This is a genomic window from Kitasatospora sp. NPDC057940 (assembly GCF_042887425.1).
Lineage (GTDB): Bacteria > Actinomycetota > Actinomycetes > Streptomycetales > Streptomycetaceae > Kitasatospora.
Window position 1 is genome coordinate 1 of sequence record NZ_JBHVPH010000044.1, and the last position, 25001, is coordinate 25001.

Annotated in this window: 26 protein-coding genes and 1 pseudogene; 10 read left to right on the plus strand and 17 right to left on the minus strand. The window is 73.6% G+C overall.

The genetic code is table 11. The annotated features are described in order from the left end of the window. Positions 1-3: 3 nt before the first annotated feature. Positions 4-1584, minus strand: a complete 1581-nt coding sequence (locus ACFVTF_RS36245) for an HtaA domain-containing protein (protein WP_387818306.1) — start codon at positions 1582-1584, stop codon at positions 4-6. Between the two features lie 186 nt (positions 1585-1770). Here ACFVTF_RS36245 and ACFVTF_RS36250 point away from each other — a divergent pair, with 186 nt between their 5' ends. The 3 genes from ACFVTF_RS36250 to ACFVTF_RS36260 are packed head-to-tail and all read left to right on the plus strand — an operon-like array spanning position 1771 to position 4666. Next, positions 1771-2796: a hemin ABC transporter substrate-binding protein gene (locus ACFVTF_RS36250; protein ID WP_387818308.1), complete on the plus strand. Its 1026-nt coding sequence runs from the start codon at positions 1771-1773 to the stop codon at positions 2794-2796. Further along, the gene (locus ACFVTF_RS36255; RefSeq protein WP_371517557.1) at positions 2793-3854 is read left to right on the plus strand and encodes a FecCD family ABC transporter permease; all 1062 of its coding nucleotides are present in this window, start codon (positions 2793-2795) and stop codon (positions 3852-3854) included. Before ACFVTF_RS36250 ends, ACFVTF_RS36255 begins: the two co-directional genes overlap by 4 nt. After that, on the plus strand, positions 3851-4666 hold the full coding sequence (locus ACFVTF_RS36260; protein ID WP_371517558.1) for a heme ABC transporter ATP-binding protein: 816 nt from the start codon (positions 3851-3853) through the stop codon (positions 4664-4666). Before ACFVTF_RS36255 ends, ACFVTF_RS36260 begins: the two co-directional genes overlap by 4 nt. Before the next feature lie 90 nt (positions 4667-4756). Here ACFVTF_RS36260 and ACFVTF_RS36265 read toward each other — a convergent pair whose 3' ends face one another. The 3 genes from ACFVTF_RS36265 to ACFVTF_RS36275 all read right to left on the minus strand — a co-directional run bounded on the left by ACFVTF_RS36265 (position 4757) and on the right by ACFVTF_RS36275 (position 6794). Continuing rightward, on the minus strand, positions 4757-4966 hold the full coding sequence (locus ACFVTF_RS36265; protein ID WP_063348261.1) for a dodecin: 210 nt from the start codon (positions 4964-4966) through the stop codon (positions 4757-4759). Positions 4967-5148: 182 nt separating this feature from the next. Further along, complete coding sequence (locus ACFVTF_RS36270; RefSeq protein WP_363586565.1) at positions 5149-6111, minus strand: asparaginase; 963 nt, start codon at positions 6109-6111, stop codon at positions 5149-5151. A 62-nt stretch (positions 6112-6173) separates the two neighbouring features. Beyond that, on the minus strand, positions 6174-6794 hold the full coding sequence (locus tag ACFVTF_RS36275; protein ID WP_387818311.1) for an ABC transporter substrate-binding protein: 621 nt from the start codon (positions 6792-6794) through the stop codon (positions 6174-6176). A gap of 523 nt (positions 6795-7317) precedes the next feature. Between ACFVTF_RS36275 and dtd the strand changes: the two genes are divergently transcribed. Further along, the gene (gene dtd, locus ACFVTF_RS36280; protein WP_063348263.1) at positions 7318-7758 is read left to right on the plus strand and encodes a D-aminoacyl-tRNA deacylase; all 441 of its coding nucleotides are present in this window, start codon (positions 7318-7320) and stop codon (positions 7756-7758) included. A gap of 19 nt (positions 7759-7777) precedes the next feature. On the opposite strand, the gene ACFVTF_RS36285 is transcribed toward dtd, so the two are convergent. The 3 genes from ACFVTF_RS36285 to ACFVTF_RS36295 form a co-directional block, all read right to left on the minus strand. Then, on the minus strand, positions 7778-8740 hold the full coding sequence (locus ACFVTF_RS36285) for a YgfZ/GcvT domain-containing protein (RefSeq protein WP_387818313.1): 963 nt from the start codon (positions 8738-8740) through the stop codon (positions 7778-7780). A 10-nt stretch (positions 8741-8750) separates the two neighbouring features. After that, a complete protein-coding gene (locus ACFVTF_RS36290; RefSeq protein ID WP_371517563.1) occupies positions 8751-9215 on the minus strand; it encodes a Fur family transcriptional regulator in 465 nt (154 codons plus the stop codon). A gap of 106 nt (positions 9216-9321) precedes the next feature. Further along, positions 9322-9906, minus strand: a complete 585-nt coding sequence (locus ACFVTF_RS36295; RefSeq protein WP_387818316.1) for an FABP family protein — start codon at positions 9904-9906, stop codon at positions 9322-9324. 348 nt (positions 9907-10254) lie between these two features. On the opposite strand from ACFVTF_RS36295, the gene ACFVTF_RS36300 reads away from it, so the two are divergent. Further along, entirely contained in the window at positions 10255-10617 is a 363-nt protein-coding gene (locus ACFVTF_RS36300) for a DsrE family protein (protein WP_371517564.1), read from the plus strand. A gap of 3 nt (positions 10618-10620) precedes the next feature. Here ACFVTF_RS36300 and ACFVTF_RS36305 read toward each other — a convergent pair whose 3' ends face one another. The 7 genes from ACFVTF_RS36305 to ACFVTF_RS36335 all read right to left on the minus strand — a co-directional run bounded on the left by ACFVTF_RS36305 (position 10621) and on the right by ACFVTF_RS36335 (position 15364). Further along, a complete protein-coding gene (locus tag ACFVTF_RS36305; RefSeq protein ID WP_350885170.1) occupies positions 10621-10893 on the minus strand; it encodes a DUF3099 domain-containing protein in 273 nt (90 codons plus the stop codon). Positions 10894-11002: 109 nt separating this feature from the next. Next, entirely contained in the window at positions 11003-11293 is a 291-nt protein-coding gene (locus ACFVTF_RS36310) for a DUF1416 domain-containing protein (protein ID WP_030059605.1), read from the minus strand. Between the two features lie 38 nt (positions 11294-11331). After that, positions 11332-12168 carry a sulfurtransferase gene (locus ACFVTF_RS36315; protein WP_063351213.1) on the minus strand — a complete coding sequence of 279 codons (837 nt, stop codon included), beginning with the start codon at positions 12166-12168 and terminating at the stop codon, positions 11332-11334. A 231-nt stretch (positions 12169-12399) separates the two neighbouring features. Further along, entirely contained in the window at positions 12400-12480 is an 81-nt protein-coding gene (locus ACFVTF_RS36320) for an Ms5788A family Cys-rich leader peptide (RefSeq protein ID WP_350517234.1), read from the minus strand. A 281-nt stretch (positions 12481-12761) separates the two neighbouring features. Next, on the minus strand, positions 12762-13487 hold the full coding sequence (locus ACFVTF_RS36325; protein WP_387818319.1) for a DUF2993 domain-containing protein: 726 nt from the start codon (positions 13485-13487) through the stop codon (positions 12762-12764). 180 nt (positions 13488-13667) lie between these two features. Then, positions 13668-15065, minus strand: a complete 1398-nt coding sequence (locus ACFVTF_RS36330) for a hypothetical protein (RefSeq protein ID WP_387818321.1) — start codon at positions 15063-15065, stop codon at positions 13668-13670. 5 nt (positions 15066-15070) lie between these two features. Beyond that, positions 15071-15364 carry a MoaD/ThiS family protein gene (locus tag ACFVTF_RS36335; protein ID WP_371517567.1) on the minus strand — a complete coding sequence of 98 codons (294 nt, stop codon included), beginning with the start codon at positions 15362-15364 and terminating at the stop codon, positions 15071-15073. A gap of 679 nt (positions 15365-16043) precedes the next feature. Between ACFVTF_RS36335 and ACFVTF_RS36340 the strand changes: the two genes are divergently transcribed. The 4 genes from ACFVTF_RS36340 to ACFVTF_RS36355 all read left to right on the plus strand — a co-directional run bounded on the left by ACFVTF_RS36340 (position 16044) and on the right by ACFVTF_RS36355 (position 20083). Next, a complete protein-coding gene (locus tag ACFVTF_RS36340; protein ID WP_350885162.1) occupies positions 16044-16775 on the plus strand; it encodes a response regulator transcription factor in 732 nt (243 codons plus the stop codon). Positions 16776-16910: 135 nt separating this feature from the next. After that, the gene (locus tag ACFVTF_RS36345) at positions 16911-17972 is read left to right on the plus strand and encodes a LacI family DNA-binding transcriptional regulator (RefSeq protein ID WP_371517568.1); all 1062 of its coding nucleotides are present in this window, start codon (positions 16911-16913) and stop codon (positions 17970-17972) included. A gap of 125 nt (positions 17973-18097) precedes the next feature. Beyond that, a complete protein-coding gene (locus tag ACFVTF_RS36350; protein WP_387818324.1) occupies positions 18098-19249 on the plus strand; it encodes a S1C family serine protease in 1152 nt (383 codons plus the stop codon). A 63-nt stretch (positions 19250-19312) separates the two neighbouring features. Continuing rightward, the gene (locus ACFVTF_RS36355; RefSeq protein WP_350885156.1) at positions 19313-20083 is read left to right on the plus strand and encodes a response regulator transcription factor; all 771 of its coding nucleotides are present in this window, start codon (positions 19313-19315) and stop codon (positions 20081-20083) included. Positions 20084-20336: 253 nt separating this feature from the next. Here ACFVTF_RS36355 and ACFVTF_RS36360 read toward each other — a convergent pair whose 3' ends face one another. After that, positions 20337-20873 carry a hypothetical protein gene (locus ACFVTF_RS36360; protein ID WP_387818326.1) on the minus strand — a complete coding sequence of 179 codons (537 nt, stop codon included), beginning with the start codon at positions 20871-20873 and terminating at the stop codon, positions 20337-20339. Here ACFVTF_RS36360 and ACFVTF_RS36365 point away from each other — a divergent pair. Then, positions 20782-21540: pseudogene (locus ACFVTF_RS36365) on the plus strand (ATP-binding protein); the annotation flags it as partial. The gene ACFVTF_RS36360 and the pseudogene ACFVTF_RS36365 sit on opposite strands and share 92 nt — an antisense overlap. Before the next feature lie 39 nt (positions 21541-21579). Here the strand turns inward: ACFVTF_RS36365 and ACFVTF_RS36370 are convergent. Both ACFVTF_RS36370 and ACFVTF_RS36375 read right to left on the minus strand, forming a co-directional pair. Then, a complete protein-coding gene (locus ACFVTF_RS36370; protein ID WP_387818328.1) occupies positions 21580-23379 on the minus strand; it encodes a bifunctional metallophosphatase/5'-nucleotidase in 1800 nt (599 codons plus the stop codon). A gap of 243 nt (positions 23380-23622) precedes the next feature. Next, complete coding sequence (locus ACFVTF_RS36375) at positions 23623-24972, minus strand: ATP-binding protein (RefSeq protein ID WP_350885150.1); 1350 nt, start codon at positions 24970-24972, stop codon at positions 23623-23625. Positions 24973-25001: the final 29 nt, after the last annotated feature.

The window sequence follows — 25001 nt, forward strand, 5'->3', positions numbered from 1 at the left end:
GTGTCAGGCCGCGTCGCCGGGGCCCGACGCGGCGCCGGGGCCGTCGCCGGGGCCGTCGCCGGGGCCGTCGGCCGCGCCCGACGCGGCGGCCGCGCGCCGCCGCCGGACGAGCAGGCCGCCGGTCACGGCGAGCGCGGCCACCAGCACGGCGCCGCCGGCCACGGCCGCCACCGGGAAGCCGCCCTGGGAGGAGGCGGCGACGGGTGCGGCGGAGGGGCTGGTGGCGGGGGTCGCGGTGGCGCTCGGCGCGGTGGCCGGGGCGCTGCCGAGGTCGGGCAGCGGGGGCAGCGCGGCGGCCGGGTCGAGCGCGACGGCGAAGCTCAGCGGGTCCATCTCGGTGCCGGCCGGGTAGAGGCCGCCGAAGGCCTTGGCGCCGCCCTCGGTGAGCTTCAGCGGCACCTCGACGGCCTTCAGCAGGCCGCCCTCGGGCTTGAGGCCGGCCGGGTCGAAGGCGGCCAGCTCGACGCCGGCGAGCTGCTGGGTGGCGCCGTCCGGGGTCCGGCCGGAGACGTCCGCGACCAGGCGGCCCTGGCCGCCGGCCACGGTGACGCCCGGGTTGGCGAGGGTGAGGTCCAGGCCGTAGGTGTCGCCGCTGCGCAGGCCGGTGAAGCGCACGGTGCCGGCGAAGGCGGCGGTGAGACCGCCGTCGGCGGGGTCGTAGCTGCCCTTGGCCGGGGTCCAGCGGAAGTAGGCGCCGCCGTCCGCCGCGCCGGCGCCGAGTTCCCAGCGGCCCTGGGCGATCGAGCCGGTGACGTAGTCGCGGAAGGTGCGGCGCACGCCCCAGTCGAGGGCGCCGTTCGCGAACTCGGTCCTGGCGGGGGCCTGGGCGACGGGCGGGGCGGTCGGGGTCTCCGCGCTCGGGGCCTCGGCGGTCGCCGACGGCGTCGGCACGGCGGCCGCCGAGGGGGTGGCCGCGGCGGTCGGCGACGGGGCCTGTGAAGTCGGCTGCGCGGCGGGCAGGTTGACCGAGAGGGTGAGCGGGTCCAGGGCCGTCCCGGCGGGGTAGAAGTTGCCGAAGGCCTTGGCCCCGGCGTCGGTGAGGGTGCCCGGCACGTTGCTGAGCGTCAGGGTGCCGGCCGCGCCGCGCAGGTCGACGCCGCCCAGTGAGAGCTCGGCCAGTTTGGCCTGGCTCGCGCTGCTGACCTGCCCGGTGTCCTTGGACTTGCTGCTGACGTCGGCGTACAGCCCGGCCGCGCCGCCCTGGACGGCCCGGACGGTGAGCCGGTTGAGGCTCAGGTCGAGCGCGTTGGCGCCGTTCTCCTGGTGCCCGGTGAACCGGACCCCGCCGGAGAAGGCGGCGGTCAGCGCACCGGTCGCCGGGTCGTAGCCGCCGGTCGCGGAGTGGAACCGGAAGGTGCTGCCGCCGACCGTGGCCGCGCCGCCGTTGAGCGTCCAACTCCCCTTGGCGATGGGCCCGGTGACGTACGTCAGGAAGGACTGCTTGATGCCCCAGTCCAGCCGTCCGCCGGCGACCTTGCCCTCCGCCGCGTGCGCCGGGCCGGGTGACAGGCCCACCGCCAGCAGGGCGGCGAGGGCGGCCACCAGGGTGGCGGCCAGACGGCGGAGCCGGCTGGACAGGGGCACGGCGGATCACTCCTCGGCGGGGTGCGGTCAGTGGCGGTGGAGGACGCGGCAAGGGAGGGGTCGGGCGTGGCGCCGACCCCCCTTGCGGAACTCAGGTAAGGCTAACCTAATATATGAGTCAAGAGTCCCGCCGCAACCCCTCCACCAGGACCGGAGCGGCGACAACTCCCACTGAAGGGAAGAGCGTTGAGCAGCAGTACGATCCGAACCGGGGCGGCCCGCGGGCCCGCCCTCCTGCTGCTCGCCCTCGGCCTGCTGCTCGCCCTCACCGCCTGCGGCCCGTCCGGCACCACCGGCGGAGCGGCCGCGGCGAGCTCATCCCGGGCCCCCGACGCGGTCGAACCGCTGCCCGTCGAACCCGTCCCGCAGCTCCCGGCCACCACCGCCTCCGTCGACGGCCGCCAGGTCACCGTCACCAGCGCCGAGCGGATCATCCCGCTCAACGGCAGCCTCTCCGAGCTGGTGTTCAGCCTCGGCCTCGGCCCCAAGGTCGTCGCCCGGGACGTCTCCACCACCTTCCAGCAGGCCGCCGCCCTGCCGGTGATCACCCAGGCCCACGACGTGTCCGCCGAGGGCGTGCTGTCGCTGCACCCCACCGTCGTCCTCGCCGACCGCTCCACCGGCCCGGCCGAGGCCATCGCGCAGATCCGCGCGGCCGGCGTCCCGCTGCTCGTCCTGGACGACGCCAAGCGGCTCGCCGACGTCGGCCCGCGCATCGACACCGTCGCCGCCGCCCTCGGAGTCCCGGACGCCGGACGGCAGTTGAAGGAACGCACCGACCAGCGGATCGACGAGGCCAAGGCCGCCGCCCCGGCCGCCGCCCGCCACCCCAAGGTCGCCTTCCTCTACCTGCGCGGCAGCGCCTCCGTCTACCTGCTCGGCGGGCCCGCCTCCGGCGCCGGCTCGCTGATCGAGGCGGTCGGCGGCCAGGACGCCGGCACCGCCGCCGGCCTCACCGGCGACTTCACCCCGCTCACCAGCGAGGCCCTGGTCAAGGCCGCGCCCGACGCCATCCTGGTGATGAGCAAGGGCCTGGACTCGGTCGGCGGCGTCGACGGCCTGCTCAAGCTGCCCGGCGTCGCCCAGACCCCGGCCGGCCTCGACCGCCGGATCGTCTCGATCGAGGACGGCCAACTGCTCAGCTACGGCCCGCGCACCCCCCAGGTGCTCCGCGAGATCGCCGCCCAGCTCTACCCGGCGGACGCCAAGTGACCACCGCCGTACGGGCGAAGAGCGCGCCCGCCGTCAGCAGGACCACCCTGATCACCGCCGGGCTCGCCGCCGCCCTGGTGCTCTGCGCCCTGCTCGCCGCCGGCATCGGCGCCTACCGCATCCCGCTCGGCGACATCCTGGCCTCCGCCGCCCACCGGCTCGGCCTCGGCGGGCACGCCCTGGACCGGGTGCCCGAGTCGGTGCTGTGGAACGTCCGGCTCCCCCGGGTGGTGCTCGCCCTGCTGGTCGGCGGCTCGCTCGGCTGCGCCGGGGCGCTGATGCAGGGCGTGTTCGGCAACCCGCTGGCCGAGCCCGCCGTGATCGGCGTCTCCTCGGGCGGCGCGGTCGGCGCGGTGGCCTGCATCGTGCTCGGCCTGGACGCCCTCGGCAGCTGGACGATCACCGCCTTCGCCTTCGCCACCGGCCTGCTGACCGTCTTCGCGGTGTACCTGATGGCCCGCTCCGGCGGCCGCACCGAGGTGGTCACGCTGATCCTCACCGGGGTCGCCGTGAACGCCTTCTGCGGTGCGCTGATCGGGATCTTCCTGTTCACCGCCGACTCCGCCGCGATCAGCCAGGTCACCTTCTGGCAGCTCGGCTCGCTCTCCCAGGCCACCTGGGGCAAGGTGCTCGCCGTCCTGCCGTTCGCCGCCGTCGGCCTGGCCGTCGCCCCGCTGTACGCCCGCAAGCTGGACCTGCTGGCCCTCGGCGAACGCCCGGCCCGCCACCTCGGGGTGGACGTCGAGCGGATGCGGCTGGTGCTGATCACCGTCGTCGCGCTGCTCACCGCCGCGGCCGTCGCGGTCAGCGGCATCATCGGCTTCGTCGGACTGGTCGTCCCGCACCTGCTGCGGATGCTGGCCGGGCCCGGCCACCGCTTCCTGCTGCCCGCCTCGGCGCTCGGCGGCGCGCTGGTCCTGGTGGCCGCCGACCTCGCCGCCCGCACCGTCGCCGAGCCGGCCGAACTGCCGCTCGGGGTGCTCACCGCACTGATCGGCAGTCCGTTCTTCTTCTGGCTGCTGCGCCGGACCAGGACCAGGCAGGGAGGCTGGGCATGAGATTGCGAACCCTCCGGGAGGTGCCCGAACGGCCCGTGCCCGGAACCGAGTTGCTGACCGCCGAGACCGTCCGGCTGACCATCGGCGGGCGCGCCCTGCTGGACGGCGCGTCGGTGCGGGTCGCCGCCGGAGAGGTGGTCGCGCTGCTCGGGCCGAACGGCGCCGGCAAGTCCACCCTGCTGTCCGTCCTGGCCGGCGACGTCCGGCCGGACGGCGGCGAGGTCCGGCTGCGCGGCCGCCCGCTGGCCGGCTACGGCGCCGCCGAGCTCGCCCTGCACCGCGCGCTGCTGCCGCAGTCCGCCGCGCTGTCCTTCCCGTTCCCCGCCGACGAGGTGGTCCGGATGGGCCGCGCCCCCTGGACCGGCACGGCGGCCGCCGCCGAGGACGAGGCCGTGGTCGCCGAGGCGATGGCCGCCACCGAGTCCGCCGCCTTCGCCGGGCGCCCGTTCACCGCGCTGTCCGGCGGCGAGCGGGCCCGGGTGGCGCTGGCCCGGGTGCTGGCCCAGCGCGCGTCGCTGCTGCTCCTGGACGAGCCGACCGCCGCCCTCGACCTGCGCCACCAGGAGCTGGTGCTGCGGGTCGCCCGGGAGCGCGCCGCCGCCGGGGACGGCGTGGTCGTGGTGCTGCACGACCTGTCCCTGGCGGCGGCCTACGCGGACCGGGTGGTGCTGCTGAACGCCGGGGCGACGGTCGCGGACGGGCCGGTCGCCGAGGTGCTGCGCGCCCCGCTGCTCAGCGAGGTGTACGGCCACCCGGTCGAGGTGCTGGCGCACCCGCGCACCGGGGTGCCATTGGTGCTGCCCGAACGCTGACCGGGCGCGGGGCCGGCGGCGGCAGGGCTGCGGGCGGGCCTGGGCGAGCGGGCCGGGGCGGGCGGACCGGGGCGGGCCGTGGGAGCGGGCTCAGTCCTCCAGCCGGAAGCCGAGCTTCAGTCCGACCTGGTAGTGCTTCACCCCGCCGTCCTCCAGGTGGCCCCGGACCTGCGTCACCTCGAACCAGTCGAGGTTGCGCAGCGTCCGGGAGGCCCGCTCCACCCCGTTGCGGATCGCGGCGTCGACGCTCTCGGTCGAGGATCCGACGATCTCGGTCACCCGGTACACGTGGTCAGTCATGGCGGACTCCCTCAGCTGTGCGACGGCCCCCGGTCCACCGTGCACCGCCGCCGCTCCGCCCGCACGCCGACGGCCGCCTCCGGCCGCCCCGCATCCCCTGGAAGGCCGCTGTCAGGCCTCCGGGACGCCCCGGGGAGGCCGCCGGCACACCCCGGGACGACCGTGGGAGCCCGCGGAGGCCGCTAGAAGGCCGCCCGCACCTGCCCGACCGGGGCGCCGCCGCCCAGCAGCGGGGCCGCCCCGATCCGCTCGACGGTCTCGTCCGCACCGGTCACCCCGAGCCGGCGCAGCGCGGCCGCCAGCACCGGGCCGCGGGCCCGCTCGCCGCCGTCGTCGATCTTGAAGGCGAGCGCCCGCCCGTCCGGCAGCGCCACCACCTGGACGGCCTCGGCGCCCATCTTGGACAGCGCGCCGGGGACGGCCCGCATCAGCCAGGTGTCGGCCCGGCGGGTGCCGGCCACGTACTCGGGGTGGGCGCGCATCGCGTCGGCCACCCGGCGGGGCGCCGTGCCCTCGGCGGCGAGCACCAGGCCGCGGTAGCCGCGGGCCAGGCCGGTCAGCGTGACGGCCAGCAGCGGCGCGCCGCAGCCGTCCACCCCGGCGTGCGTGGCGGTCTCGCCGGTGCCCTCCTCCAGCGCCTCGCGGGCCAGCCGCTGGATCGGGTGCCCGGGGTCGAGGTAGCTCGCGGTGTCCCAGCCGTTGGCGACGCAGGCGGCCAGCCAGCCGGCGTGCTTGCCGGAGCAGTCCATCAGGACGGGGGCGCGGCGGCCGCCGGAGCCGAGCAGCAGTTCCGCCTCGGTCTCGTCGAGCGGGAGGTCGGCCGGGGTGCGCAGGGCGGACTCGTCGAGCCCGGCGGAGCTCAGGATGGTCCGGACACCGTCAAGGTGAAACGATTCTGCGGAGTGGCTGGAGGCGGCCAGCGCCAGCAGCTCGCCCTCGATCGCCAGCCCGGCCCGCAGCGTGGCCACCGCCTGGAACGGCTTGGCGGTCGACCGGGGGAAGACCGGCGCGTCGGGGTCGCCGAGCGCGAACTCCACCGAGCCGTCGGCGGCGAGCAGCACCAGGGAGCCGTGGTGGCGGCCCTCGGTGAAGCCCGAGCGTATGACCTCGGCGAGGACGACGGGCGGGGTGGCGGACTGGGACATGGCGGGAGCCTTCCGGGGGTGAGGGTGGACCGGGCCCCGCCCGCCCGTGGTACCTCACCCGGTCAGAGCGGCCCCCCTGCGAGCAGGTCCTCGACCCGTGCTTCCCCATCACGGTACCTGCGGGTGATCTCCGCGCTGCAACCGTCGGCCGTCCGCAGCAGCAGCTGCCGCCGCCCGGACACCTCGCGCTCGTGCGCGCGCAGCCGCTCCAGCGCGGCCAGCAGCTCCTCCGCCGGGTGCGCGGCCAGGTCGGCGAGCTGGACGTCCCCCATCAGCTCGGCCGCCTCCAGCTGGGACTCGTGGCCGCGCGGCGGCCCGAGCGTGACGTGCCGGGCCGAGCGCCGCACGGTGGAGGGCGCGTCGGTCAGGATGGCCGGCAGGCGGTCCAGCAGGTCGCCGGGGGGCCCGTCGGCGCCGTCCGCCCCGGGCGGCCCGGCAGCCCGGACCGGGCCGCCGGGCCGGCGGTCGAGTTCGGCGCGCAGGATGTCCATCCGCCCGTGCAGCAGCCGCCGCAGGTAGGAGAGGTCGGCCTCCTGCTCCAGGGTCTCCCGGCGCAGGATCCGCAGCTGGTCCAGGCCCAGCCGCTCCAGGTCTGGCTCTATCGCCGTGTCCAGGGCCCCGGCGCCCCCGGCGACCTCCGCCACGTGCCCGGACCGGTCCCACGCCGCGCTGCTCGCGTCCATCAACCAACCCACCTGCCGTCGTCCGATCCCGCCCGCTCGCGGCACTGCGTCCCTGCCGCCGGTCCGGCCCGTCCCCCGACGGGCTCACGCGTCCCGTCCGTTGGCACGCCCGGCCGCCCCCGAAGGTTCCGGTTCCCGGCCGGAACCACCCACCGGGGCGATGCCGCCAGAACGCCTGACCTACGGGCTCGACCGCCCGGCCGAGCCCGGCCCGGTGCGGCGGACCACATGGCGCGCCGGGCCCTCCGTACGGTCCACCAGCGTGCCACCCCGCCCGGCGCGGGCGCACCGCCCGTGCACCCGAACGGCCCCCTGGCGAACGGGGGTGGCTGATATGACCGGACCTTTCCGCAGGAAGAGCGGCGCCCGACCCCGCGCAGGCGCGCACCACCCGGCGTGCACCACCTGCACACGCGCCCCTCTCGCACGCCCCGGGGTGCCGCCGGACATGGCACCGGGTGCCCGCCGAGCACGGCGCCGGGTGCCCGTCGGGCCCGCCCCGGGCCTCCGGCACAATGGCGGCATGCGAGCAGTGGTGCAGCGAGTGACCGAGGCCAGGGTGACCGTGGCCGGAGAGACCGTCGGCGCGATCGAGGGACCCGGGCTCTGCGTCCTGGTCGGCGTCACCCACGAGGACACCCCGGCCAAGGCCGCCCAGCTGGCCCGCAAACTGTGGACGCTGCGGCTGCTGCCCGCCGACGACGAGGGCGTCGAGCAGTCCTGCTCCGACCTCGGGGCCCCGCTGCTGGTGATCAGCCAGTTCACCCTCTACGGCGACGCCCGCAAGGGTCGTCGCCCGACCTGGAACGCCGCCGCCCCCGGCCCGGTCGCCGAGCCCCTGGTGGACGAGGTGGTCGCCCAACTGCGCGCGCTCGGCGCCAAGGTGGAGACGGGCCGGTTCGGCGCCGACATGCAGGTGGCGCTGGTGAACGACGGCCCGTTCACCGTCCTCGTGGAGGTCTGACCGCAGCCGGGCGCACGGGCTACTGCGGGACGATCACGTCCTGGGTGCCCGGCACCGTCCCGGCCAGCAGCACCGCGTCCACCGGGACGTTCCGCTTGACGATCGCCAGCGCGATCGGCCCCAGCTCGTGGTGGCGGGCCGAGGAGGTGACGAAGCCGAGCGGGCGCCCGTCCGGCTCCGCGGCCAGCCGCACCTGTGTCCCGTGCGGGGGCAGCGTCTCCTCGGTGCCGTCCAGGTGCAGGAAGACCAGGCGGCGCGGCGGCCGGCCCAGGTTGTGCACCCGGGCGACGGTCTCCTGTCCGCGGTAGCAGCCCTTCTGCAGGTGGACGGCGGTGCGCAGCCAGTCCACCTCGTGCGGGATGGTCCGGTGGTCGGTCTCGAAGCCCAGCCGCGGCCGGTGGCCCTCGATCCGCAGCGCCTCGTACGCCCAGACCCCCGCCGCCGGGCCGTACCCGGCGGTCAGCTCCGCCAGCTCGGCGCGCGGCACGAACAGATCGCGCCCGTACGGGAGTTCGCGCACCGCTGCGGCGCCCTCGACGGAGGCGGTGGAGCCCGCCGGCAGGTGCACCACGGCGTACTCGGCGGTCGCGTCGGCGACCTCCACCCGGTAGAAGAACTTCATGCTCTCCAGGTAGCCCAGCAGCGCCCCCTGGGTGCCCGGCTCGACGTGCGCCCAGGTGGTGGTGCCGTCGTCGACCAGGTAGAGCGCGTGCTCGACGTGACCGTTCGGGGAGAGCACCAGCGCCTCGGTGGCCTCCTGCGGCGCCAGCGCGCTGACGTGCTGGGTGAGCAGCAGGTGCAGCCAGGCCAGGCGGTCCTGGCCGGTGACGGTGAGCACGCCGCGGTGCGAGAGGTCGACGAAGCCCGTGCCCTGCGAGAGGTTGCGTTGCTCACGGAAGATGTCGCCGTAGTGGGCGGCGACGCCCTCGTCGGCGCCTTCGGCGGGGACGGCTCCGGGCAGGCTCAGCAGCGGGCTCTTCATACCGGCCAGCTTACGACCGGCCGTCCGCGAGCTTGGCGGTGCAGTCCGCGCAGCGGCCGAAGATGGCGAAGTGCTTGAGGTCGGTGTCGAATCCGTGCTGTTCGCGCAGGCTGCGGATCAGCGGCTCGGCGATCTCGGTGCCGGTCTCGGAGACCTTGTCGCAGTCCCGGCAGACCAGGTGCAGGTGGTGGTGGCGGCCGGCCAGGTGGTAGGTCGGGGCGCCGTGGCCGAGGTGGGCGTGCGAGACCAGGCCGAGTTCCTCCAGCAGCTCCAGGGTCCGGTAGACGGTGGAGATGTTGACGCCGCTGGCGGTCTGCCGGACGTGGCAGAGGATGTCGTCGGGGGTGGCGTGGTCGAGGCGGTCGACGGCTTCGAGTACGAGCTGCCGCTGCGGGGTCAGCCGGTAGCCGCGTTCGCGCAGGTCGGCCTTCCAGTCGCCGGAGAGCTGCCAGTCGGTGGTGCCGGTGTCCGCCACGGTGCTGTCCCTGCCAAGGTCGGGGGTCCTGAGGCAAGTGTAGGGACCGGCCGGCGGCCGGTCCCTACCTCACGCGAAAGCCGTACCGCTCAGCGGAGCGCCGGGCTCACTTGAAGAACGCGATGCCGTCGTCCGGCAGGTCGTTGATGTCCTTGATCAGCTGGGCCGGGCTGAGCACCTTCTTCAGCTGGGCCGACATGTACGGGCGCAGCGGAACGTTCGGGGCGGCCTTCTCGCCGACCCAGAGCAGTTCCTCGTTCACGAAGCCGTACAGCCGCTTGCCGCCCGAGTACTCCGGCGAGCCCTCGATCCGGGCGACCGCGTCCGTGGAGACGTCGATCTGCGGCTTGCCGTCGGCCAGCTCGCCGTACCAGATCTCCACGGTGCCGTCGTCGCGGACGGACGAGATCTCGATCCCGCGGACGCCGCTGGTGCCGTCGTGGTTGCTGGTGATGCGCCAGAACGCGTGCTCGTTCTCCAGCGGGCGGACCTTCTCGCCCTCGTTGTCCAGCACCCAGGTGCGGGAGCGGAACTCCAGGAAGGGCCGGCCGTCGTGCCGGATCACGATCTCCTGGCCGAAGTTGCACTTCTCGGTGCCAGGGAAGTCATAGACGCCCGCGCCCTCCCAGGTGCCAAGGAGGAAGGCGAGCGGGACGACGTCCTTGTGGAGGTCAGAGGGGATCTCGATCATGTTCCTGGTCGCTGTCGTCGTCGGTGTGGGCTGCCTCAACCGTACGGCAGGATCAGCGCTGGCCCTGGTAGAGCTTCATCACCGAGAAGATGGCGAACCAGGTGATCAGCACGGCCATGAGGGCCAGCAGACCGTCGAAGAAGATTTCCAGACCGGACACGGGTGGCTCCCAGGCGGCGACAGTGTGGTGGATTTTGCTGCCGCTCACTCTATCCGCCGGTCATCGGCCGGTCGCGGTGAGCCCCACCACGTCATCGTTCGCGCCGATTTTCCCCCGCCGTCCAAGGTTTCCCCAAGGGATCCTGGGATGACGGCGAGCGGGGGCCGCGAGCCCTCTAAGGTGGCGCCATGTCGAAGAAACTCGTCATCAAGGTCACCGCCGGGGCCGATGCGCCGGAGCGGTGTTCGCAGGCGTTCACCGTCGCGGCGGTGGCCGTCGCCAGCGGGATCGAGGTCTCGCTCTGGCTGACCGGGGAGTCCTCCTGGTTCGCCCTGCCGGGGCGGGCGGCGGAGTTCGAACTGCCGCACGCGGCACCGCTTCCGGACCTGCTGGAGGCGATCCTCGCGAACGGCTCGGTGACGCTGTGCACCCAGTGTGCGGCCCGCCGGGGGATCGTGCAGCAGGACACCGTCGAGGGCGTCCGGATCGCGGGCGCGCAGGTCTTCGTCAGCGAGATCATGGCGGACAACGTCCAGGCACTCGTCTACTGACGGCTACGGGTGCTCCTCGTGGTCGGGGCGGTCCCGGTCGTGACCGGGCTCGTCCCACTTCGGGTCGTCCCAGCGCGGGTCGTTCCACCAGTCGTCGTCCGGGTCCCGCTTGTTGGCGAACACGGCGGCGGCCGGCGGGATCACCATCGCGACCACGCACATGCCGATCGCGGCGGGCACGGAGAAGAACCTCACCACGCCCCAGGCCAGCACGAACAGGCCCAGGCAGACGCCCATCAGGGCGAAGTAGTAATGCCGCCGCCGCCTTGTCTGCACGTCTCCACGGTACGACCGAGGGCCCTGCCGCGGCAGGGCCCTCGGTGTACTCCGCCCGTGGATCAGGCGGATCGGGTGGCACAGGTGGAACGGGCGGACCGGGTTCCGGTCAGACCGCGATCGCGACCTCGACGGCGGTGCCCTGGGAGGCCACCACCTGACGGTCCACGGTCTGGCCCGGCACCAGCGCGCGCAGGGTCCACTTGCCCGGGCGGGCGAAGAACCGGAACTGGCCGGTCGCCGAGGTGGGCACCTCGGCCGTGAACTCGCCCCCCTCGTCGAGCAGCCGGACGTAGCCGTTGACCGGCTCACCGTCGCGGGTCACCGAACCCTGGATGATCGTCTCGTTCGCCACGTCAACTCCTGCCAGGTCCGGCCCGCCGGCCTTCGCACCGCACATGTCTTGTCTTCCCTTCTGACGACGGTCGAGCCGCGGGCTCAGTTGCTGCCGAGCTCGATCGGCACGCCGACGAGGCTGCCGTACTCGGTCCACGAACCGTCGTAGTTCTTGACGTTCTCCTGGCCGAGCAGCTCGTGCAGGACGAACCAGGTGAGCGCGGAGCGCTCGCCGATGCGGCAGTAGGCGATGGTGTCCTTCGCCAGGTCGATGCCCTCGGCCTCGTACAGCGCCTTGAGCTCGTCGTCGCTCTTGAAGGTGCCGTCGTCGTTGGCGTTCTTGGCCCACGGGATGTTGCGGGCGCTCGGCACGTGGCCGGGGCGCTGCGACTGCTCCTGCGGGAGGTGCGCCGGGGCGAGCAGCTTGCCGGAGAACTCGTCGGGCGAACGGACGTCGACCAGGTTGAGCTGGCCGATGGCCGCGAGCACGTCGTCGCGGAAGGCGCGGATCGAGGAATCGGCGGCCTGCGCCCGGTACTCGGTGGCCTCGCGGGCCGGCACCTCGGCGACCAGGTCGCGGGAGTCCAGCTCCCACTTCTTGCGGCCGCCGTCCAGCAGGCGGACGTCACCGTGGCCGTACAGCTTGAAGTACCAGTAGGCGTACGAGGCGAACCAGTTGTTGTTGCCGCCGTAGAGCACGACGGTGTCGTCGTTGGCGATGCCCTTGGCGCTGAGCAGCGCGTCGAAGCCGGCCTGGTCGATGAAGTCGCGGCGGACCGGGTCCTGGAGGTCCTGCTTCCAGTCGATCCGGACGGCGTTGCGGATGTGGTTCTTGTCGTACGCGGAGGTGTCCTCGTCGACCTCGACGATCACGACCTTCGGGTCGTCCAGGTGGGCCTGGACCCAGTCGGCGTCGACCAGGACGTCGCTGCGGCTCATGGTGGTGTTCTCCATCCGAGGGCGGTGTGCGGAAGGTTCTGCTCGGGAGGTGCTGCTGGGTGCCCGGGCGACTGCGGTCCGAATTCCTGTCCGAATACTGGGACGGGGGTGGCGGTCCGGGCCGACGGGCGAGGAACTGCGGGGTGCGGCGGCGACGGCCGGCCGGAGTGGCCGGGCAAGGTCACCGGGAAAATCGGCGGCGGGCTTCAACTGCCCAGCAAAAACGCCGAGTTAGCGCATTCGACACAGACAGGCGGCCACGCGGCACAGGTCGACCGCCCGCCGCTTCGTGAGATCCGTCTGTCGCTTCATGTCGACGATGCTAGGGACACCGGAGGTCCGCTGTCATCAGCGTACCGAATGTCGAGACTGAATAGCCCGAATGCCGAGATTTGACCTTTTCATGGCCTGCCGGGCCGCCGTCCCGCCCGAGACCAGCAGCCCCGGGCGGCCCACAACGGGCGGAAACGGCACCGCTCCGCCAGACGCGCCGGACGGCGTGTCTCGCGGAGCGGAACGCAGGAGACGGAAGAAGAGGAAGGAGCGGAAGGAGCGGAGGAGGGGACGGCACGGGAGCGGAAGTGACCGGCCGGTCAGCCCAGCAGCTTGACGCCCTTGCCCTCGAAGGTCAGCTGCAGGCCCTCCGGCAGCGGCGTCGCCCCGTCCTTGTCGGCCAGCTTCAGCCCCGCCGGGAGCGCGTCGAGGGTGAAGCTCATCGGCTTCAGCCGCTGGTCGGTGACCCCGGCGAACATCCCGGCCAGCGCGCTGAGCTGGAAGCCGTCCGCGGTGACGGTGCTCCCGCTGTTGTGCACCGAACCCTCACCGACCTCGATCGGCCCCAGCGCGGCCTTGACCTTGCCCGGCCCGCCGTACGACAGGGCCAGCCGGGTGTTGCCGCCCACCGGCAGCTTGCCCGCCCCCGTCACCAGCTGGGAGGCCGGCGGCAGCAGCTGCGCGAGGTCCGCGTACGAGATCAGGCCGCTGCCGGTCCCGCTGTCCACCGTGGCGCTCCTCAGGCTGTCGCTCACCGTGACGCCGGACAGCCGAGCCTTGAAGGAGCGCAGCGCCACCTGGCGGCCGCCGTCGCCGACGGTCAGGCCGTCGGAGGAGATCCGGACGTCGTCCAGCTTCATCGACAGCGCCTGGGTGAGGAACGGGAAGCCCTCGATCGAGATGTCCGGCCGCTGGCTCATCCGGCCGCTGCTGACCATCCGGTCGGCGGCCTGGTCCTCGGCCACCCCGACCGCGATCCGGTCGGCGCCGACCAGCAGGCCGGAGAGCACCACCAGGCCGATCGTCGCCTTCAGCCATCCGCGCATCGCACTCCCCGTCGTCGCCGGTCGCCGTCGTCGTTCGCTGTCCTCGTCCGGTGTTCCTCGCCCGGCGTTCCCTGCCCGGCGTTGCGCGGCGGCCCCGGCCGAGGCCGTTCCCACCCGACCGTACGACGTCCCGCCCCGGAGCATGGTTCCGGAGCGGGACGCGCGGTCGTCGGCCGGATGTCAGCCGGCCAGCAGGTCCGTGGCGATCCAGATCAGCGGCGAGGCCACCGCCAGCGGCAGCGCCACGCCCGCCGTCATGTGCACGAACCGGGACGGGAAGTCGTACGCCGCGACCCGTCGGCCGACCAGCGCACCCAGCCCCGCCAGCACCCCCAGCGCCGGCGGCGCGCCCACCAGCAGACCCAGCAGCACCGCCGCCGCCAGGCCCAGCACCGGGCCCAGCAGCTTCGGGCCGGGCAGCGGCGCCGCGGCCAGCACGGTGGCCAGCGCGACCGCGCCCACCCCGGCGGGCACCCAGTCGGCCACCAGCAGCGAGGTGCACAGCGCCGTCACCACCGTGGCCGAGCCGAGCACCGTCAGCGCGTAGAACCGCTCCTTCGGGTCCGAGGGACGGAACGTCTGCAGCACCAGGACCAGCAGGAAGAACCCGCCCAGCGTGCCGACCACCGCCGCCACGCTGCCCTCGGAGTCCGCCAGCAGCACCGCCGCGTCCGCGGTCAGCCCGGCCAGCGCGGCGAGCGCGATGCCCTGGCGGGCCGGCCACATCCCGTTCAGCCGGAACCAGCCGGCCGCCGTCAGCACCTGGAGCAGCGCCACCACCAGTGCCAGCGCCACCTGCCCGAGCGCGGCGCCGCCGGCCAGCAGCGCGGCCACCCCGGCGGTGATCAGCGCGGGCTGAAGGCCCGGATCGATGATCGGCGAACCGGTCCGGCCGCGCGGGCCGGCGGGCGGCGCCACCGGCGCGGGCTGCGCCGGGACGGCCGCGTACGGCGGCGCGGGCGGGGCGCCCGCCGGGCCGCCGGGGGCGACCGGGCGCTTGAGCGTCATGGTCGGCGAGTCGAGGGCGGGCCCTCCCTGCTGCGGGGGCGCCGTCGGCGGGGTCACCACCGGCGGGGCCGCCTGCCGCGGGACCGGCGCCGGAGCGGCGTGCCGGGCCTGCGGCGGCGCGGCGTGCCGGGCCGCCGGCGGCGGTGGGGCTGGCGTCCAGGCCGGCGGGGCGGTCGGCATCGCGCCGGACACGACCACCGGCGGCAGCAGCGTCGTCGCCGCGTCGTCCATCGGCGGCACGGGCGGCAGCAGCGTGGTGGCCGCGTCGTCCATCGGCGGCACGGGCGGCAGCAGCGTGGTCGCCGTGGCGTCGTCCGTCGCGGGGACGGGCGGCAGCAGGGTCGTCGCCGCGTCGTCCATCGGCGGCTGCCCGTACCCCGGGTAGCCGTACGACGGCTGCTGCCCCGGCTGCGGCGCCTGGGCCTGCGGGTACGGCGGCTGCGGGTACGGCGGCTGCGGGTACGGCGGCTGGGGCTGCTGCTGCGGATGCCGGTAGGGCGGCTGGGGCGGCGGGGGCTGCTGCGGCCACTCGCCGTAGCCGCCCTGGTTCGCGTTGTTCATGTCCGTCACGCCGCTCAGCCTCCCGCGAACGGCGGCAGCACCTCGACCGTGCCGCCCTCGGTCAGGGGCACGGTCGTGTGGTCCCGGCCGCCGACCTGGGAGCCGTCGACCAGGTAGGAGCAGTGCCCGAGCAACTGGACGAGCTTCGGCCGGTCCGCGTGCCGCCGCCTGGCCTGTGCCAGCGCCTCCGCCAGGGTCACCGCCTCGTACGGCTCCTCGGCCAGCCCGGCCTCGGACTTCGCGGCCGCCCAGTAGCGGATCGTCCCGCGCGCCCGGGCGCCGCTCGCGGGCTCCGTGGTCGCACCCATCGGGCCACCCCTTCTCGTCGTCCTCGCCCGGCCCCGGTGCCCCGGTCCGGCTCGCCACCGGGCCGCCCGACCACCCGAAAGATGGACTCGCACGGCGCCGCCGATGTGGGTCCCATGATGGCGTGTCCGCCGCCACGAGGGGCAATCGCCCTGGCCCAGGGGGCCCGGAGGACGGCTCGAAGCTGTGTCCAGGCTCACCCGGCGCGCGCCCGGATTGGGCGAACCGCCGGATTCGAGCCCTCCCGGCGCGCAGGGCCGTCGGCTATTCTCGACGTCCAAGAGGGATCCGGGCAGAGTCGCCCCCGGGTCCTTTTGTGCTTTCAGGACGCCAGTACGGACATTCTTGCGATTCGTCGGCCCACCCCCGGCGCGTCGCGGGAACCGCCCCGCCCCACGCGGCACGACGACGTGCCCCGGCCGGCCGGGGTGTCCACCCGGCACCCGGGCCGCCGCCCGGGACCGGAACGAACCGGAGGATTCGCGGGATGAACAGGGCAGAAACGGTGCGCCAAGGGTTGCGGGACCCTCGGCGCGTGCGCCGTCGCGTCCTGCGCACCGGCCGGCCCTCCGGCGCTCCTCTGACGTCCGTCCACCTCCCCCCGACCTCAGCACGTGCGCCATCCGGCTGTGGCGGCAGCCGTAACGCGACCGCGACGACCCGGAAAGGGGACTACCGGGTATGAGTTCTCTCCTCCTCCTCACCAACGCTCTGCAACCCTCCGCGGAGGTGCTGCCGGCCCTCGGCCTGCTGCTGCACAACGTCCGGGTGGCCCCCGCCGAGGGATCCGCCCTGGTGGACACCCCCAGTGCGGACGTCATCCTGGTCGACGGCCGGCGCGACCTGCCGCAGATCCGCAGCCTGTGCCAGCTGCTGCGCTCCACCGGCATCGGCTGCCCGCTGATCCTGGTGGTGACCGAGGGCGGCCTCGCCGCCGTCACCGCCGAGTGGGGCATCGACGACGTCCTGCTGGACACGGCCGGCCCGGCCGAGGTCGAGGCCCGGCTGCGGCTCGCGCTCGGCCGGCTCCACATCAGCACCGACGACAGCCCGATGGAGATCCGCAACGGCGACCTCTCGGTCGACGAGGCCACCTACTCCGCCAAACTCAAGGGCCGGGCGCTCGACCTCACCTTCAAGGAGTTCGAGCTGATCAAGTACCTCGCCCAGCACCCCGGCCGGGTCTTCACCCGGGCCCAGCTGCTGCAGGAGGTCTGGGGCTACGACTACTTCGGCGGTACCCGGACGGTGGACGTGCACGTCCGACGGCTGCGCGCCAAGCTCGGCGTCGAGCACGAGCAGCTGATCGGCACCGTGCGCAACGTCGGCTACCGCTTCGTCGTCCCGGAGAAGCCGGAGAAGGGCGAGCGCCCGGAGCTCGCCCAGCGCCCCTCGGCGCCGCTGGAGGCCTGACCGACGGCCGGGCGGGCCGCCCCCGCCCGGCTTGTCCGGTTCGCTCCCGGCACCTGCCGGGCACCCGCCGAAAGCCCTGACGGAAAGCCCCAGGTCCCACTGCCGGCGCGCACGCCACACGCGTAGACTCCCCCCGTGGCCAAAGTGACGCGCGACGATGTAGCCCGGCTGGCTGGTACCTCGACCGCGGTCGTCAGCTACGTCATCAACAACGGGCCGCGCCCGGTCGCACCCGCGACCCGGGAGAAGGTCCTCGCCGCGATCGATCAGCTCGGCTACCGGCCGAACAGCGTCGCCCAGGCGATGGCCTCCCGCCGGACCAACCTGATCGGCATGGTCGTCCCGGACGCCCGCCAGCCCTTCTTCGCCGAGATGGCGCACGCCGTGGAACGGGCCGCCTCCGAGCGCGGCAAGCTCGTGCTGATCGGCAACTCCGACTACGTGGACGACCGCGAGGTGCACTACGTCCGGGCCTTCCTCGGCATGCGCGTCTCCGGCCTGATCCTGGTCAGCCAGGGCCCCTCGCAGCGCGCCGCCGAGGAGTTCGCCGCGATGGAGGGCGCCAAGGTCGTGCTGTTGCACCGCCGCCCCGAGGCGATCGACGACGTCGCGGTGGTCACCGACGACGTCGGCGGCGCCGAGGCCGTCGTCCGCCACCTGCTGGAGGTGCACGGGCACCCGTACGTGGCCTGCTTCGGCGGCCCGGTCGAGTCCCCCGCCCCCGGCGACCCGGTCATCGACCACGTCGAGGGCTGGCAGCGCGCCATGGACGCGCACGGCCTGCCCACCGAGCCCCACCTGATCGACGCGCCCTTCCACCGCTACGGCGCGTACGAGGTCGCGCTCGGGGTGCTGCGCTCGCCGGACCGGCCGCGGGCGATCTTCTGCTCCACCGACGACCAGGCGATCGGCGTGCTGCGGGCCGCCCGCGAGGTCGGTCTGAAGGTCCCGGAGGACCTCGCGGTGGCCGGCTTCGACGACGTCCCCGAGGCCGCGCTCGCCGACCCGCCGCTGACCACCGTCGCCTCCGACCGCGACGCGATGGCCCGGGCCGCCGTGGACCTGGTGCTCGACGACTCGCTGATGGTGCCCGGGTCGGACACCGAGCGGGTCCGCAAGTTCCCGTCCCGCCTGGTGATCCGCCGTTCCTGCGGCTGCGGCGGCGCCGCGGCGGTCCCGACCGGGGAAGCGGAGTAGCGCACTCCGCTCCACCCGCCGCCGTACACCGCCTGACCAGGCTTTATGAGAACCCAACGGGCTTCTCGGACCCTTCTGAGCCGGTTCTCATGCCATCCTCATCCACCAGGCGGACTTTGGTCGGCATGAGCGAACAGCAGCAGCACCACGACGAGCAGTACGGCCCGTACGAGCCCCGCGTGGTCGAGGGCACCGTCCTCGGCAGCAGCGCCGCCACGACCGCCTACGGGTACCGCGAGGACCACTCGGCCGGCGGCTTCGACTCCCCGACCCCGCCCCCGCCCATGCCCCCCGAGCCGCCCACCACCGGCCAGCCCGGCGGCCACGGCGGCCACGGCGGCCACGGCAACCGCGCCCGGCGCGGCCTGCTGCGCGGGCGGCTCGCCCTGGTCACCGCCGTCGCCGCGGTCGCCGCCGTCATCGGCGGCGTCACCGGCGGGTTCGTCGCCGCCGAGCAGCACGGCTCCGCCACCCGCACCAGCACCGTCGCCAGCCCCGTCTCCGCCCGCTCCGACGGCGGCGCCGACGTCCCGGCCATCGCCGCCGCCGTCTCGCCGAGCGTCGTCCAGATCACCGTCAAGAACGGCAACGGCACCGCCACCGGCACCGGCGTCATCCTCGACACCAGCGGACGGATCCTCACCAACTACCACGTGATCGACACCGCCGCCGACGGCGGCCAGATCACCGTCACCTTCAAGGACGGCTCCACCGCCCCGGCCACCGTCACCGGCACCGACAAGTCCCTCGACGTCGCCGTGATCACCGCCGGCGGCGGCAAGAACCTCACCCCCGCCACCCTCGGCGACTCCTCCGCCGTGGCCGTCGGCGACCCCGTCGTCGCCATCGGCAACCCCGACGGCCTCACCGGCACCGTCACCTCCGGCATCATCAGCGCCGAGAACCGCGACGTCACCGTCCAGCTCGACGAGGGCACCACCAGCAGCAACGGCGGCTTCGGCTTCCCCAGCCTGCCCGGCCTGCCCAACCTGCCCGGAACGCGCGGCAACCTCCCGCAGCAGAACAGCGGCAGCACCACCACCTACAAGGCCTTCCAGACCGACGCCGCCCTCAACCCCGGCAACTCCGGCGGCCCGCTCATCAACGCCAACGGCCAGGTCATCGGCATCAACTCGGCGATGTACGCGCCCAGCGGCGCCAGCTCCACCGCCGGCGGCGGCGGCAGCAGCGCCGGCAGCGTCGGCCTCGGCTTCGCCATCCCAATCAACGACATCAAGCAGGTTCTGCCGAAACTGGAGGCCGGCCAGAACCTGTAGGACGGACAATTGCCCCCGGTACTCCCAGCAGGCCCTCCACCCGACGAGAAAGGGCAGCAGCCCATGACCCCGTCCGCCGACGACCGCACCCCCGCCGAGGCCGGCCACCCCTCCGCCCGGCTCCTCGTGGTCGACGACGAACCCGCCCTCCGGGACGCCCTGGAGAGCAGCCTCGCCTTCGAGGGCTACGAGGTCGCCACCGCCACCGACGGCTACGAGGCCCTGGAATCCGTCGAACGCGACCGGCCCGACCTCGTCCTGCTGGACATCATGATGCCCCGGATGGACGGCCTCACCGCCGTCCGCCGGATGCGCTCCCGCGGCGACACCGTCCCCGTCCTGATGCTCACCGCCCGCGACGCCGTCGGCGACCGCGTCACCGGCCTGGACGTCGGCGCCGACGACTACCTCGCCAAGCCCTTCGAACTCGACGAACTGCTCGCCCGCGTCCGCGCCCTGCTGCGCCGCAACGCCCTCGCCACCGAGGCCGCCGCCCGCGCCGCCGCCGAGGACGAGAGCGAGGTGCTGGCCTTCGGCGACCTGCGGATGAACACCGCCACCCGCGAGGTCACCCGCGCCGGCAAGCCCGTCGAACTCACCCGCACCGAGTTCATGCTGCTGGAGATGTTCCTCGCCCACCCCCGCCAGGTCCTGACCCGCGAACAGATCCTCAAGGCCGTCTGGGGCTTCGACTTCGAACCCTCCTCCAACTCCCTGGACGTCTACGTGATGTACCTGCGCCGCAAGACCGAGCAGGGCGGCATGCCCCGCCTCATCCAGACCGTACGCGGCGTCGGCTACGCCCTGCGCCCGGCTGCCGGCGCCACCACGTGACCTCCCCCACGCCCTACCCGCCCCCGCCACTGGCTCCACCCGGCGTCCCCCGCCGCCGGCGCCTCACCCACTGGCTCCGCTCCCGCTCCCTCCGCAGCCGCCTCACCTTCCTGAGCGCGGCCGCGGTCGCGGTGGCCATCGCCCTGTCGGCGCTGGCCTGCTGGTTCATCGTGGAAAAGCAGCTGTACGACCAGGTCCGAGCGGACCTGGCGGGTGCTCCCGCAGCGCCGATCGGGAGGAACTCCCTGGACTGCTACGCCACCCCGGAAGCCGCGCTGGAGAACCAGCGCGGCGTCGTCATCCCGGACATCAGCGGAGCCGTCCCCCGGGACACCCAGTTCCTCCGGGGCGGGGCCGGGGGCGTCTGCCTGCCCCCCGGGGCGACCAAGGCCATCGTGACCACGTCGGAGGACGCCGCCGGATTCCGGCTCAAGCCGGGCCAGTCGATCATCCGGGACGGCCGGTACACCAACGGCGACCCCGCGATCGTCCGGCTGACCCTCAACCACAGCTTCCAGGTGCCCGTCGTCGTCATGGTGGCGACCCCCTCCCAGCCCATCGAGGACTCCCTCCAGCGGCTCGCCCTCCTCCTCGGCGGAGTGGCCCTCGGCGGGATCATCCTCGCCGCCATCGCCGGCCGCGTGGTCGCCCGGTCCGCGCTCAAGCCCGTCGACCAACTCACCGACGCCGTCGAGCACATCGCCCGCACCGAGGAGGTCGGCACCACCATCCCCGTCCAGGGGGACGACGAGATCGCCCGGCTCTCCACCTCCTTCAACTCGATGAGCACCGCCCTCGCCAACTCCCGCGAGCGGCAGACCCGTCTGATCGCCGACGCCGGGCACGAGCTGCGCACCCCGCTCACCTCGCTGCGCACCAACGTCGACCTGCTGATCCGCAGCAACGACACGGGCCGCCCGCTGCCCGCCGCGACCAAGACCAAGCTGCTGGGCAACATGAAGGCGCAGATGCAGGAGCTCACCGTCCTGATCGGGGACCTGCTCCAGCTGTCCCGACCGGACTCCCCCAAGCCGGTCCACAACCCCACCGTGGTGGCCCTGCACGAGATCGCCGGGCGGGCGGTCGAGCGGGCGAAGCTGCGCGGCCCGGGGCTGGTCTTCGAGACCGCGACCGACCCCTGGTTCGTGCACGGCGACGCCGCCGGGCTCGAACGCGCGGTGATCAACCTGCTGGACAACGCGGTCAAGTACAGCCCGCCCGGCGGCACCATCGAAGTCCGGCTCCAACAGGGCGTGCTGACCGTCCGCGACCACGGCCCCGGCATTCCGCCGGAGGAACTGCAGTACGTCTTCGACCGGTTCTGGCGTTCGCCGTCCTCGCGACAGCTGCCCGGCTCCGGCCTGGGCCTGTCGATCGTCGCGCAGAGCGTCCGGGAGGCGGGCGGCGAGGTGTCGCTGGGCCCGGCCGGGGACGGCGGCCCGGGCGCACTGGCGACCGTCCGGCTGCCCGGCGGCCCCGCCCCGGAACCGGCTCGGTCAGTCGATGTCGACGCCCGGGCCGATGACCTTGATCCGGTCCTGCGCCGGGGCCTTCAGCGGCGAGGCCGCCGAGCTGTGGGCGCCCAGGTAGGCCGCGAAGACGTCCAGGTCGGAGGCGCCGACGAGCTTGTCGGTACCGGCCGCGAAGGCCGGGAAGCCGTCGCCGCCGCCGGCCAGGAACTCGTTGGCCGCGACCCGGTACTTGGCGGCCGGGTCGATCGGAGCGCCGTTCAGCCGGATCGAGTCGACGACCACCCGGTCCGCGCCGGTCTTGCGCATGTCCAGGGTGTAGTGCAGGCCCGAGGACGCCTGGAGGATCTTCGGCGCGGCCGCGTTGGAGCCGCTGACCTGCTGCTGGAGCAGCTGCACCAGCTGGGCGCCGGTCAGCGTCTTGACCTGCATCATGTTGGTGAACGGCTGGACGGTGAACGCCTCGCCGTAGGTCACCACGCCGTCGCCCTCGGCGCCGGAGGCCTTGTAGACCAGGTCGGCGCGGATGCCGCCGGGGTTCATGAAGGCGATCTGCGCCCCGCCCTTGGCGGCCGGGGCGAGCCCCTCCACCTGCGCGTCGGCGATCAGGTCGCCGAGCGGCTTCTCCAGGTCGCTGTTGCCGCGGCCGTTGATGTCCGAGGCGATGTAGCCGATCGGCCGGTTGGCGATCGGGGCGGCCAGCTTGGAGTAGTGGTCGACCAGCGCCGTCATGTCGGGCGCCTTCTCGACAGTGCGGCGCACCACGTGGTTCTCGGCCTTGACCGTCGGGCGGACGATCTCGCCGGTGGTCTTGTCCAGCTTCATGTCGATCTCGGTGTACAGCCGGCCGAAGGAGGCGGCGCTGGTGACCGAGCGCGGGACGCCGTTGGGGTCGGGGATGGTGCAGGCGTACGCGTTGTGGGTGTGGCCGGTGACGATGGCGCCGACCGACGGGTCGAGCTTCTTGGAGATGTCGACGATCGGACCGGAGATGCCCTGGCCGGCCGGGCCGCAGTCGTAGTTGTAGACGCTGCTGGCCGGGTAACCGCCCTCGTGGATCAGCGCGACGATCGAGTTGACGCCCTTGGCCTTGAGCTCGCCGGCGTACTTGTTGATCGTGGTGACCTCGTTCGCGAACTTCAGGCCCTTGACGCCCTCGGCGGTCACGATGTTCGGCGTGCCCTCCAGGGTGACGCCGATGAAGCCGATCTTCACGCCCTGGGACTTGGTCACCCAGTACGGGGCCAGCAGCGGCTTGCCGGTCTTCTCGTCGGTGACGTTGGCCGACAGGTAGTTGAAGTTGGCGCCCTTGAACGTGCGGCCGGGCTCGTAGCAGCCGTCGACCGGGTGGCAGCCGCCGTCCTGCATGCGCCGCAGCTCCTGCGCGCCCTCGTCGAACTCGTGGTTGCCGACCGAGGTGACGTCCAGGCCGAGCTTGTCCATCGCCTCGATGGTCGGCTCGTCGTGGAAGAGCGCCGAGGTGAGCGGGCTGGCGCCGATGATGTCGCCGGCCGCGACGGTGATCGAGTCGTCGGCCGGGATCCGTGCCTTGCGCAGCTCGGTGGCCAGGTACTCGATGCCACCGGCCGGGGTCGAGACCTCCTTGCCGGTGGCCGGGTCGATCTCCCGGATGGTGCCGGACGAACCGGCCGGGGGCTCCAGGTTGCCGTGGAAGTCGTTGATCGCCAGCAGCTGGAGGTTGACGGTCTTGTGACGCTTGGCGTTGGCGTCGGCGGCCTGCGCGGCCGTCGGCACGGCCACCGTGCCGAACAGACCTGCGGCGGCGACGACGGCGAGCGCCGCGCGTCGGGATCTGACGGTGAGCATGAGGGTCCCCTGCACCTTGGAGGAGCGCCCGCTGTGGACTGGACCGGGCGTCTGGGCGATGTGTTGCGCCTGTGAAGCCTAGAGTCAACGCGCGTAGCTGTCAGGACGTTGAACGTAACGAGAGGATTACCTCCTGACGAACCGTCGCCGTCCGACCAGGGCCGCTGCCCCCGTCCTGGCCTCCCGGCCCCGCCCGGCAGAGCCGCCCGGCCCCCGCCGGCCGCCCGGACCCCCTCCGGCCGCTCAGACTCCCGGCTCGGCCGCCAACTGCCGCTCGGCCCGGTCCCGTTCGGCCACCGCGTCCTCGGTCATCGCACGGTCGGTGTACACCAGCGGCCGCTCGGCCTCGGTGATGATGTGCTTGACCACCTGGACGTTGCCGTTGACGTCCCAGACCGCGATGCCCGGCGACAGGGTGGGAATGATCTCCACCGCCCAGCGCGGCAGGCCCAGCACCCGGCCGGTGGCCCGCGCCTCCTCCGCCTTCTGCATGTAGATCGTCCGGGTGGAGGCCATCTTCAGGATCGCCGACGCCTCCTTGGCCGCCGCGCCGTCCACCACGTCCGACAGGTGGTGCACCACCGCGACGAAGGAGAGCCCGAGCCGGCGGCCGAACTTCAGCAGCCGCTGGAACAGCTGCGCCACGAAGGGGCTGTTGATGATGTGCCAGGCCTCCTCGACCAGGAAGATGCGCTTCTTCCGGTCCGGCCGGATCCAGGTGTGCTCCAGCCACACGCCGACGATCGCCATCAGGATCGGCATCGCGATCGAGTTCCGGTCGATGTGCGAGAGGTCGAAGACGATCAGCGGCGCGTCCAGGTCGATGCCGTCGGTGGTCGACCCGTCGAACATGCCGCGCAGGTCGCCGTCGACCAGCCGGTCCAGCACCAGCGCCACGTCGAGGCCCCAGGACTGCACCTCGTCCACCGCCACGCCCAGCGACTCCACCGAGGACAGCTCGGGGCTGCGCAGGGTGTCGATGATGTCGTCCAGCACCGGCTGGCGGTCCTTCACCGTCGCCACCACGTGGGCGTGCGCGGCCTTCAGCGCGAACCCGGCCCGCTCCTCCAGGCCCCGGCCCATCGCCACCTCGACGATGGTGCGCAGCAGCGACAGCTGGCCGGTCTGGGTGATCGCCGGGTCCAGCGGGTTGAGCTTCACCCCGCCGTCCCGGGCGGCCATCGGGTCGAGCCGGATCGACTTTATGCCCAGCGCGTTGGCGATCAGGTTCCACTCGCCGACGCCGTCCTCGCCCTGCGCGTCGAGCACCACGACCTGCCGGTCGCGGAACCTCAACTGCCGCAGCACGTACGTCTTCTCCAGCGCCGACTTGCCGTTGCCGGACTCGCCGAGCACCAGCCAGTGCGGGGCCGGCAGCTGCTGCCCGTACAGCTGGAAGGGGTCGTAGACGTACCCCTTGCCGCTGTACACCTCACGGCCGATGATCACGCCCGAGTCGCCCAGCCCCGGCGCGGCGGTGGGCAGGTAGACCGCCTGCGCCTGGCCGGTGGAGGTGCGCACCGGCAGCCGGGTGGTCTCCACCTTGCCGAACATCAGGCTGGTGAACGCCTCGGAGAGGTTGCCGAGCGCCATGTACGGCCTCCTGGTCTGGTCGACGGGCG

Coding starts and splice junctions, on each gene's coding strand:
- ACFVTF_RS36260 (WP_371517558.1), top strand. CDS start 3,851: ATGAGATTGCGAACCCTCCGGGAGGTGCCCGAACGGCCCGTGCCCGGA.
- ACFVTF_RS36265 (WP_063348261.1), bottom strand. CDS start 4,966: ATGACTGACCACGTGTACCGGGTGACCGAGATCGTCGGATCCTCGACC.
- ACFVTF_RS36270 (WP_363586565.1), bottom strand. CDS start 6,111: ATGTCCCAGTCCGCCACCCCGCCCGTCGTCCTCGCCGAGGTCATACGC.
- ACFVTF_RS36275 (WP_387818311.1), bottom strand. CDS start 6,794: ATGGACGCGAGCAGCGCGGCGTGGGACCGGTCCGGGCACGTGGCGGAG.
- dtd (WP_063348263.1), top strand. CDS start 7,318: ATGCGAGCAGTGGTGCAGCGAGTGACCGAGGCCAGGGTGACCGTGGCC.
- ACFVTF_RS36285 (WP_387818313.1), bottom strand. CDS start 8,740: ATGAAGAGCCCGCTGCTGAGCCTGCCCGGAGCCGTCCCCGCCGAAGGC.
- ACFVTF_RS36295 (WP_387818316.1), bottom strand. CDS start 9,906: ATGATCGAGATCCCCTCTGACCTCCACAAGGACGTCGTCCCGCTCGCC.
- ACFVTF_RS36300 (WP_371517564.1), top strand. CDS start 10,255: ATGTCGAAGAAACTCGTCATCAAGGTCACCGCCGGGGCCGATGCGCCG.
- ACFVTF_RS36310 (WP_030059605.1), bottom strand. CDS start 11,293: ATGTGCGGTGCGAAGGCCGGCGGGCCGGACCTGGCAGGAGTTGACGTG.
- ACFVTF_RS36315 (WP_063351213.1), bottom strand. CDS start 12,168: ATGAGCCGCAGCGACGTCCTGGTCGACGCCGACTGGGTCCAGGCCCAC.
- ACFVTF_RS36320 (WP_350517234.1), bottom strand. CDS start 12,480: ATGAAGCGACAGACGGATCTCACGAAGCGGCGGGCGGTCGACCTGTGC.
- ACFVTF_RS36325 (WP_387818319.1), bottom strand. CDS start 13,487: ATGCGCGGATGGCTGAAGGCGACGATCGGCCTGGTGGTGCTCTCCGGC.
- ACFVTF_RS36335 (WP_371517567.1), bottom strand. CDS start 15,364: ATGGGTGCGACCACGGAGCCCGCGAGCGGCGCCCGGGCGCGCGGGACG.
- ACFVTF_RS36340 (WP_350885162.1), top strand. CDS start 16,044: ATGAGTTCTCTCCTCCTCCTCACCAACGCTCTGCAACCCTCCGCGGAG.
- ACFVTF_RS36350 (WP_387818324.1), top strand. CDS start 18,098: ATGAGCGAACAGCAGCAGCACCACGACGAGCAGTACGGCCCGTACGAG.
- ACFVTF_RS36355 (WP_350885156.1), top strand. CDS start 19,313: ATGACCCCGTCCGCCGACGACCGCACCCCCGCCGAGGCCGGCCACCCC.
- ACFVTF_RS36370 (WP_387818328.1), bottom strand. CDS start 23,379: ATGCTCACCGTCAGATCCCGACGCGCGGCGCTCGCCGTCGTCGCCGCC.
- ACFVTF_RS36375 (WP_350885150.1), bottom strand. CDS start 24,972: ATGGCGCTCGGCAACCTCTCCGAGGCGTTCACCAGCCTGATGTTCGGC.